The 9,120-nt window shown below is 70.4% G+C and carries 10 protein-coding genes; 5 read left to right on the top strand and 5 right to left on the bottom strand.

What is annotated here, in order from left to right:
• The 5 genes from D7V88_RS15275 to D7V88_RS15255 all read right to left on the bottom strand — a co-directional run.
• Nucleotides 1-359 (bottom strand): DUF2304 domain-containing protein (locus D7V88_RS15275; protein ID WP_147448749.1); only part of this gene is annotated, 359 nt, incomplete at its 3' end.
• A gap of 5 nt (nucleotides 360-364) precedes the next feature.
• Nucleotides 365-1,063, bottom strand: coding sequence for a glycosyltransferase family 2 protein (locus D7V88_RS15270; protein ID WP_120541372.1), 699 nt, complete (start codon nucleotides 1,061-1,063; stop codon nucleotides 365-367).
• Between the two features lie 66 nt (nucleotides 1,064-1,129).
• Nucleotides 1,130-2,053, bottom strand: coding sequence for a class I SAM-dependent methyltransferase (locus D7V88_RS15265; RefSeq protein WP_120541371.1), 924 nt, complete (start codon nucleotides 2,051-2,053; stop codon nucleotides 1,130-1,132).
• 47 nt (nucleotides 2,054-2,100) lie between these two features.
• A complete protein-coding gene (locus tag D7V88_RS15260; protein ID WP_120541370.1) occupies nucleotides 2,101-2,634 on the bottom strand; it encodes a hypothetical protein in 534 nt (177 codons plus the stop codon).
• The gene (locus tag D7V88_RS15255) at nucleotides 2,624-4,171 is read right to left on the bottom strand and encodes a glycosyltransferase (RefSeq protein ID WP_244238166.1); all 1,548 of its coding nucleotides are present in this window, start codon (nucleotides 4,169-4,171) and stop codon (nucleotides 2,624-2,626) included. Before D7V88_RS15255 ends, D7V88_RS15260 begins: the two co-directional genes overlap by 11 nt.
• Nucleotides 4,172-4,384: 213 nt before the next feature.
• On the opposite strand from D7V88_RS15255, the gene rfbB reads away from it, so the two are divergent.
• The 5 genes from rfbB to D7V88_RS15230 all read left to right on the top strand — a co-directional run bounded on the left by rfbB (nucleotide 4,385) and on the right by D7V88_RS15230 (nucleotide 9,054).
• Nucleotides 4,385-5,410, top strand: a complete 1,026-nt coding sequence (gene rfbB / locus D7V88_RS15250; protein ID WP_120541369.1) for a dTDP-glucose 4,6-dehydratase — start codon at nucleotides 4,385-4,387, stop codon at nucleotides 5,408-5,410.
• Between the two features lie 3 nt (nucleotides 5,411-5,413).
• Nucleotides 5,414-6,313: an SDR family oxidoreductase gene (locus D7V88_RS15245; protein ID WP_120541368.1), complete on the top strand. Its 900-nt coding sequence runs from the start codon at nucleotides 5,414-5,416 to the stop codon at nucleotides 6,311-6,313.
• A gap of 91 nt (nucleotides 6,314-6,404) precedes the next feature.
• Nucleotides 6,405-7,286 carry a glucose-1-phosphate thymidylyltransferase RfbA gene (gene rfbA, locus D7V88_RS15240; protein WP_120541367.1) on the top strand — a complete coding sequence of 294 codons (882 nt, stop codon included), beginning with the start codon at nucleotides 6,405-6,407 and terminating at the stop codon, nucleotides 7,284-7,286.
• Nucleotides 7,283-7,828 (top strand): dTDP-4-dehydrorhamnose 3,5-epimerase, encoded by a 546-nt coding sequence (gene rfbC, locus D7V88_RS15235; RefSeq protein ID WP_120541366.1) that lies wholly within the window; start codon nucleotides 7,283-7,285, stop codon nucleotides 7,826-7,828. The genes rfbA and rfbC overlap by 4 nt, the downstream gene beginning before the upstream one ends.
• Nucleotides 7,829-7,992: 164 nt before the next feature.
• On the top strand, nucleotides 7,993-9,054 hold the full coding sequence (locus D7V88_RS15230) for a YihY/virulence factor BrkB family protein (protein WP_120541365.1): 1,062 nt from the start codon (nucleotides 7,993-7,995) through the stop codon (nucleotides 9,052-9,054).
• Nucleotides 9,055-9,120: the final 66 nt, after the last annotated feature.

Here is a 9,120-nt window from a genome sequence, read left to right as displayed (position 1 = left end):
GGGCGGGGCAGGGCGCGCGTGAGGCGCTCATGCTCCGCGGAGGTGAGCAGGGCCACCTCCTGCGCCAGCCGCTTGAGCTGCTGGCGCTGCTCCGCCACCTGGAGGCTCAGCCGGTACACGACCCACATCAGGGCCGACAGGGCGAGGAAGAAGAGGGCCGAGGGCGCGTAGTAGATGCCCATGGCCGACGCCAGCGTGTCGATGCCATGGCGCCACAGGGACAGGCCCGCGATGGCCGCCGCGACCAGCAACCACGCGAAGGTGTGGCGCTCGCTGGTGCGCTGGCCCCGGGCCGACCACAGCACCGTGAACGCGAAGGCGGCCGCGAAGGCCACGCCAATGAGGCTGGAGCGAAGCATGGGCATCAGACGGGACGGACCCGCTCCATGAGGAGGGCGAAGGACACCTTCGCCATGTAGAAGGCCGACTTCCACGGCGTCAGCGAGCTGGTGCCGGTGAGGCGCGGCCGCATGCGCACGGCCACCTCCGCGATGGGGAAGCCCTGCCGCGCCGCCATGAGGACGCTCTCGGGTTCCGGGTAGTCGTGGGGGTGGGTGCGCGCGAAGAAGCGGATGGCCTGGGGCCCGAAGCCCCGGAAGCCGGAGGTCGGGTCGGTGATGCGCTGGCGGCTCAGCGTGGACAGGAGCCCCGCGAGGAACCGGTTGCCGAAGCGGCGCAGCCACGTGGAGCGGAAGCTCGTGACGCCCGCGAACCGGCTGCCGATGACGAGCTCCACGCCGGACTGGAGCGCTTCGCGCAGGGCGGGGACGGACGCGGGGTCATGCTGGCCGTCGCCGTCCATGCGGATGACCTGCGCGTAGCCGTGCCGTGAGGCATAGAGCAGGCCGCTCGCCTCGCCCGCGGCGACACCCAGGTTGAAGGGGTGGGTGAGGACGTGCGCGCCCGCGGCCCGGGCGTGGTCCGCCGTCTGATCCCTCGAACCGTCGTCCACGACGAGCACGTCCAGGTCCGGCAGTGCTTCACGCAGCTCCGCCACCGTGGAGCCGATGCATTCCTCTTCGTTGTAGGCCAGCAACACGATGAGGCCCCGTCGGGTGTCCATGCTTCACACTCCTGTCTCGATGGGGCTTCTACCGTCACCACCCGGGCCGAACAACCCTCCTACCCCCTAGGCCCGAGCCTGCCCCACGCGCGCGATGAAGATCCAGGCGTCCTGCAGTCGCAGGCCCTCCGCCACGGCGCCCAGGCCCTGGCCTGCCAGGGTGACGAGCGGCCGGGGGAGCCGTCGTGCGGCGTGGGCCCGGTCGGCGAGGCTGCCCGCCTCGAAGTCCAGGTCGCCGAAGGCGTCCACCGGCTCCAGGCCCACGCGCCGCAGCAGGGCCTCCATGGAGGCCCGGGTGAAGTAGCTCTCATGCGGAGGAAAGGAGCCGCACTGGTACAACTGCTCCAGGAACTGGGGCGTGCCCAGTCCGGCCATCACCCGGGAGACGCGATACAGCAGGCCGCTGGCCACGGGCACCTTGAGCACCACCCACTCCAGCTCCGGCGCGAGCTGGCCGACGAGGTGGCGCACCATGTCCGACAGGTGCGGGCCCGGGAAGTGTTCCACCACGTCCAGCAGCGTGAGGATGCGCGGGCGGAACGGCAGCGCCTCCAGCGGCAGGGGCCACCGTCCCCCTTCGGGCAGGGCCAACTGCACGGAAGGGATGCCCGCGTCGCGCAGCAGGTTCACGGACAGCTCGGAGATGTCCGCCCCCGCGAGCTCCGTCACGCCCGCGTCGCGGCAGCCCTCCAGGAACCAGCCCCGGCCCGCCCCGAAGTCCAGCAGCCGGGCGGGCTGTGGCACGTGGCGGCGCAGGCGCTCGACGATGGCGCGGGCCTGTCGCTGCCGCGTGGCGCGCAGCGAGTCCATGAAACCGCCGCTGTCGTACTGGGCATGGTAGTCGGCCGTGTTGCGCGGAGCGCGGTGCGAAGCGGCGCGGTGGCCGCAGCGTGCACATGTCTCCACGCCCAGCCGGGCGCCCAGGAAGGTCGGCTGGAGCGTCTGGGAATCACAGGCAGGACAGGCAGGGGCCGTCATGATGGCCGACACCCTACCTCTCCTCGTGGCGCCAGGCGATGTCTGTTCATGCCCGGAGGCTACCGGCCACGGCGTCTGGACTTGCCGCGAGCCGGCTCCGCGCCCGTGTCTTCCCCGGAGGGCTTCGTGGGGGGCTCGGCCTCCGGAGTCTTCGGAGGCATCTGGGCGTCAAGCTGCTCCAGCCGCTTCTCCACTTCCTGGCGCCAGAGCGTCTGCGTGCGCGCATGGACGCGCTGGTGTTCGTGGATGAGCGCGAGCGCGTCCAGGATGGCTTCGTTGAACTCCACCTGGCGCCGGAGCGCTTCGTTGATGAAGGGCTGGAACGCGAGCCGGAAGGCGCGCTTGGCCATCACCAGCGCGGGGCCCACCACGGGCCGGTGGGACGACGGCGCGTCCGCGTAGCGCGCATCGCGCTTGATGCGCGCACCCTCCAGGAAGGGAGGCCACGAGGCGGCGGAGGGTTTTTCGTGGGTGGCGGCGAAGCGCTGTCGGAGCGCGTCCACGGCGTCCGGCCGGGGCGTTGGAAGCTGGCGCAGGGACTCGGTGATCTCCTCCGCGGTGGGCCGGGTGCTGATGAGGTCTTCAGCGCGCATGCGTGCGTCCTCCCGCTTCCAGGGCCTGGGCCACATCCGTCGCGAGCGCGTCCACGTCCGCTCCGGGGGACAGCTCCCACAGGCGGGCACCCAGCGCCAGCCGCACGCCCTCGTCCGGCGCGCGGCGGGTTTCCCAGACGCCGCCCGCGACGGTGCGGGAGTGGAGCCGGGTCACGGTCCGCCGCGCCACCTCTTCATCCGCGCCCGCGAACAGCACGGGGCCGGTGGCGCAGCACACGGCCGTCTCCAGGGACGAGGACGGGGGCACGTCCTGGCCCTCGCGCGACGCTGGCTCATCCGGGGTGAAGTGCCACACCGCCGCGCCGTCGCTGCGTGCCTCTTTCGGCGCCAGTTGCAGCGGCATCACCTGGCGGCGCACCGTCCAGAGCCTCGCGCCGGGCAGCCGGTCCACCACGGCGCGCGCCAGGCGGGACATGGGCGCGTCCGGCGCGGTTTCGAAGCCCGGGCACACCACCGTAGGGCCGTCGGGGCCGCGCTTCTCGCGCGCCGGGGCCCGGCCCTCCAGGAAGGGCGTCAGGGCCTCGCGCACGCGCCGGGCGACCGTCTCCTGATCCAACGGGGCCAGCCGCTCACGCTGGGCGTCCACCACCCGCGCTCGCAGGGCCGCGTCGCGCTCCAGCACCGCGAGCAGCCCGGCGACCTCCACGGGGTCGTCCGTCAGCGTGGTGACGCCCGCGCCGCCCATCGTCTCCGGCACCGCCGCGGCGCCGTACGCCACCACGGGCACGCCCCGGTACATGGCCTCCAGCAGGGGCACGCCGAAGCCCTCGTGGCGGCTCATGGAGAGGTAGGCCGTGGCGGAGGCGAAGCACGCGGACAACTGGGCCGAATCCACCCGCCCCAGGAAGACGACGCGCTCGGGGCCCAACTGCTCGCGCAGCGCGAGCACGGAGGCGTCATAGGGGGCGCTGTTGGACAGCGTCCCCGCCACCAGCAGCCGGCTGCGCGGCTGATACAGGCGCTGGTACGCGGTGAAGACGCGCAGCACGTCCTCCAGGCGCTTGCTGGGCACGGTGCGGCCCACGAAGAGGATGTTCGCGCACCCGTCCTCCATCTGCGCCCGGAGCGCGGGATCCGCCGGCACGTTGAACGCGTTCCAGTCCACCGCGAAGGGCAGCACCGAAGCGTCCCGGTAGCCCGCGGCGGTCAGCTCTTCCGCGCTGAAGTGCGAGTAGGCCCAGGCGTGCGTCACGTGGTCGCGCAGCGCCCTCAGTTCCTCGCGGGCCACCGTGCAGCCGCGCGCCACGTGGCGGTCCGAGCCCTCGAAGAACCGGGCCGGCGTGACGTTGTGGTACAGCAGCGCCTTGCGCCCCTTCGACCGGGCCACGATGGGGACGAGCCGCGACTCGAAGCTGTGGTGGATGAGCAGCGCGCTGTCCGCGTCCGCCTCGCGCGGGTAGTCGTGGGCGGGCCGCACCTGATCGCGGCAGGACTCGTCCCACTGGTCCGCGTAGATTTCCGAGGCGAAGCCCCAACCGCGCAGCAGGTCCCGCAGGTAGCGCACCTGATTGCCCACGGCGTCGCCCCAGGCCAGGCGCGCTACCAGCTGGTGGACCCTCCCGACGCTCGGGGAGGCGGTCCCTCGCTTGCTGTTCCAGAGGCTCACGTTGGCCATGGCGTTTACAACCGGCACGCACCGGCGACAAGTGGGCGCGGCCTTGCCTTGACGGGGCTCCCCTGCCTCCGCTACGGAGGGCGCTTTCTCCTGCGTCCGAGTGGTGGCTTGTCAATGAACGTCCTGGTGACAGGGGGCTGCGGCTTCATCGGCTCCAATCTGGTGAAGTACCTGCGTCGCGAGCGGCCTGACTGGAAGATCGTCAACCTCGACAAGCTCACCTACGCCGGCAACCTCGAGACGCTCGCCGACCTGGAGGGGGACCCCCAGCACGTCTTCGTGCGAGGCGACATCGGCAACCGGGAGCTCGTGGAGCACCTCCTGGTGCAACATTCCATCGACGCGGTGATGCACCTGGCGGCGGAGAGCCACGTGGACCGCTCCATCCTGGGGCCGGAAATCTTCGTCACCACCAACGTCCTGGGCACCCAACAGTTGCTGGAGGCCAGCCGGGCGCGGGGGGTGAAGCGCTTCCTGATGGTGTCCACCGACGAGGTGTACGGCTCGCTGGGGCCCACGGGCGCGTTCACGGAAGTCTCGCCGCTCCAGCCGTCCAGCCCGTACTCGGCGTCGAAGACGAGCTCGGACCTGATCGCGCTGGCGTACCACCACACGTTCAAGATGGACGTGGTGGTGACGCGCTGCTCGAACAACTACGGCCGCTACCAGTTCCCGGAGAAGCTCATCCCGCTGATGGTGGTCAACGCGCTCCACGACAAGCCGCTGCCCGTCTACGGCGACGGCGCCAACGTGCGCGACTGGCTCCACGTGGAGGACCACTGCCAGGGCCTGCTGGTGGCGCTGGAGAAGGGCCGGGCCGGCGAGGTCTACAACATCGGCGGCGGCTCCGAGCGTCGCAACATCGAGATCGTCAAGGGCATCCTGGGCCTGCTGAACAAGCCCGAGTCCCTCATCCAGTACGTGGCGGACCGGCCCGGGCATGATCGGCGCTACGCCATCGACCCGGCGAAGATCCGCGCGGAGCTGGGCTGGAAGGCGAAGCACACCTTCGAGGAGGGGCTGGCGGACACGGTGAAGTGGTACGTGGAGAACCGCGCGTGGTGGGAGCGGGTGACGAGCGGCGCCTACCGCCAGTACTTCGACACCCAGTACAAGACCCGTCTCCAGGGGCGGGGCTAGGCCATGCGCCTTCTCGTCACGGGGGCCAACGGCCTGGTGGGCAGCCGCGTCTGCGCGTTGCTGACCGAACAGGGGCACGACGTCGTCGGGCTGGGTCGGGGCCCCCGGCGCACCGGCGGGACGCACCGGTACGTGGAAGTGGACCTGACGCGCGAGGCGGACGTGGCCGCGGCCATCGCCAGCGCCGCGCCCGAGGTGATCATCCACCCCGCGTCCATGACGGAAGTGGACGCGTGCGAGAAGGACCCCGAGGCCGCCTTCGCGGCGAACGTCACCGCCACGGCGGCGGTGGCCCGGGGCGCCCGCGCGCTGGGCGCGCACCTGGTGCACGTGTCCACGGACTACGTGTTCGACGGGGACGCGGGCCCGTACGCGGAAGACGCGCTGCCCAACCCGAAGGGCGTGTACGCGCTCACCAAGCACATGGCGGAGCAGGCGGCGCGCACCTTCGTTCCGGGCTGCGCCATCGCGCGCACGGCGGTGGTGTACGGCTGGCCGGCGGCGGGCCGTCCCAACTTCGGGGCCTGGCTGGTGGGCGCGCTGGAGAAGGGGCAGCCGGTGAAGCTGTTCGAGGACCAGGTGGTGTCCCCGAGCTTCGCGGACAGCGTGGCCGCGATGCTGGCGGAATTGGGCGTGCGGCGGCTGGGCGGGGTGTGGAACACGTGCGGTGGCACCGTCATCGACCGGGTGGGGTTTGGCCGGGCGCTGTGCGAGGTGTTCGGCTTGGACGCGTCGCTCATCACGCCCACGCGGATGGCGGACCTGAAGCTCGCGAGCCCCCGGCCGCTGCGCAGTGGCCTGACGACGGACAAGGTGCGGGCCCAGTTGGAAGCAAAGCCGCTGGCGCTGGCCGAGTCGCTGGCGCGCTTCCACGCGGCGTGGAAGGCGAACCGTCCCGTTTGATCATCCGCGCGTGGCGGCCGGCCGCGCGCATTCTCGTCCGCGAACCTTCCCGGGGCTTCCAGTCCGGGGGCGTGGAACGCAGGGAGCATCCATGAAGGGAATCGTTCTGGCCGGCGGCTCGGGCACGCGCCTGTATCCGCTGACGCGCGTGGTGAGCAAGCAACTGTTGCCCGTCTACGACAAGCCGATGATCTACTACCCGGTGACGACGCTGATGCTGGCGGGCATCCGGGAGATCCTCATCATCTCCACGCCGCAGGACCTGCCGCGCTTCCGCGAGCTTCTGGGCGACGGGGAGCAGTGGGGCGTGCGCTTCCAGTACGCCGAACAGCCGAAGCCGGAGGGGCTGGCGCAGGCCTTCGTCATCGGCCGCGACTTCGTGGGCAAGGACCCGGTGTCGCTCATCCTGGGCGACAACATCTTCTACGGCCACGGCATGGGAGAGCTCACGCAGCGGGCCTCGCGCCGCACGCAAGGCGCGACGGTGTTCGGCTACTACGTGAAGGATCCGGAGCGCTACGGCGTGGTGGAGCTCAACGCCCAGCACCAGGCGGTGAGCATCGAGGAGAAGCCGCTGAAGCCGAAGTCGCACTACGCCGTCACCGGGTTGTACTTCTACGACAACCAGGTGGTGGACATCGCCGCCAACCTCAAGCCCGGCCGGCGCGGTGAGTATGAAATCACCGACGTGAACGCGGAGTACCTGCGGCGCGGAGAACTCAACGTGGAGCTGATGGGCCGCGGCTACGCGTGGCTGGACACCGGCACGCACGAGTCGCTGATGCAGGCGTCCAACTACATCGAGATCATCGAGCGCCGGCAGGGTCTCAAGGTGGCGTGCCCGGAGGAGATTGCCTTCCGCATGGGCTACATCGACGACAAGCAGTTGGCGGCGCTGGCGGCGCCCATGCGCAAGAACGAATACGGTCAGTACCTGCTGGATCTCATCGAGAACCGGGGAGCGGTGTCGTGAAGGTCACCCCCCTGGAGCTTCCCGAAGTCCTCCTGGTGGAGCCGAAGGTGTTCGGCGACGACCGGGGCTTCTTCCTCGAGTCGTACCACTCGAAGCGCTACGCGGACGCGGGCATCACGGGCCCCTTCGTGCAGGACAACCTGTCGCGCTCGGTGAAGGGCACCCTGCGGGGGCTGCACTTCCAGGAGCCGAACGCGCAGGGCAAGCTGGTGCAGTGCCTGTCCGGCGCGGTGTGGGACGTGGCGGTGGACGTGCGGCGCGGCTCGCCCACGTTCGGCCGCTGGGTGGCGGCGGAGCTGTCGTTCGAGAACAAGCGGCAGCTCTGGGTGCCCCCGGGCTTCGCGCACGGCTTCTGCGTGCTGAGCGACTCCGCGGACTTCTTCTACAAGTGCACCGCGCTGTACTCGCCGGAGACCGAGCGGAGCGTGCACTGGAATGATCCTGACCTGGCCATCCCCTGGCCCGTGAGCGCGCCGCTGCTGTCCGGCAAGGATCAGCAGGCGCCCCGGTTGAAGGACGCCCCGGTCCTGCCCGTTTTCTGACGTCTGGAGCAGGCGGCCGGGCATGAAGCAGGGGCTTGCCATCCCGTCCTCCATGCGCGGTCAGCAGGCAGGGGGGCAGGCGACTCCTCCGAGGAGGAAGCCAGTCAGGGGATGGAATGCCCAATCTCCTCCGAGCGGTCGCTGGACACCTCGGAGGAGGCTGCATGGTTTTGCCCGGCAAGGGAATGAGCTGGAAGGAGTTCTTCAAGTCCCTCAAGGCCGAGTGGGCGCGGGACAACGTGGGCAACGTGGCGGGGGCGCTGACGTTCCAGGGCATCCTCGCGCTGTTCCCGTTCCTGCTGTTCCTCGTGTCGCTTGCGGGCGTGTTGATTGATCCGCATCAGGCGCAGCAGCTCGTCCAGGAGCTGTCGCGCGTGGCGCCGCAGGAGGTGACGAAGATCCTGGGTGAGCGCCTGGAGGCGCTGGCGAACAGCAACCCGGTGGGCCTGCTGACCATTGGTGGCGTGGGCGCCGTCTGGGCGGCGTCGGGCGGCATCGTGGCGCTGATGGAGGCGCTCAACACGGTGTACGGCGTGGAGGAGAAGCGCCCGTTCTGGAAGAAGCGCGGCATCGCGCTCCTGACGACGTTGGGTACGGCGGTGACGGCGGTGCTGGCGGCCCTCGTCGCGGTCGTCACGCCGGCGGTGGCGAACAAGCTGGGTGAGCCGCTGAGCACCGTCATCATGTGGCTGCGCCTGCCAGTGGCGGGGCTCCTGATGATGTGCCTGTGGGCGTACCTGTACTACGCGCTGCCGGACGTGAAGCAGAAGTTCAAGTTCATCACGCCGGGCTCGGTGGTGGGCGTGCTCATCTGGGTGGCCGCGTCGTGGGCGTTCTCCATGTACGTGGCGAACTTCGGCTCGTACGACGTGAACTACGGCGCCATCGGCGGTGTCATCGTGCTGCTCTTGTGGATGTGGATCTCCTGCCAGGTCATCCTGCTGGGCGCGGAGATCAACGGCATCCTGGAGCACAAGTCGCCGGACGGTAAGTCGCCGGGGCAGCGCGATCCGGATCAGGCCGGGCCGAACGTGACGAAGACGGAAGCGGAGGAGAAGGGCGCGGACCTGCCCGGTGCTACCGACTTCCGTCCCAAGCCGGTCGCGCCGCCGTACACCACGGCGCCGGTGCCGCTGAGCAAGACGCCCCTGGCGTCCGCGGTGAAGGTGGCCGCGGGCGTGGGCCTGGGCGTGTTCCTGATGCGCCGCAAGTCACCGGCGCGGTAGCCGGCACGGACACGGTGCATGACGACGGCGGGCGGTCTTCCCCAGGGAAGGCCGCCCGTTGGCGTT

Origin of the sequence: Corallococcus terminator (assembly GCF_003611635.1) — a bacterium.
Taxonomy (GTDB): domain Bacteria; phylum Myxococcota; class Myxococcia; order Myxococcales; family Myxococcaceae; genus Corallococcus; species Corallococcus terminator.
Note: the sequence above shows the minus strand (reverse complement) of the source record. Positions and strands in the feature narration are given on the sequence as shown.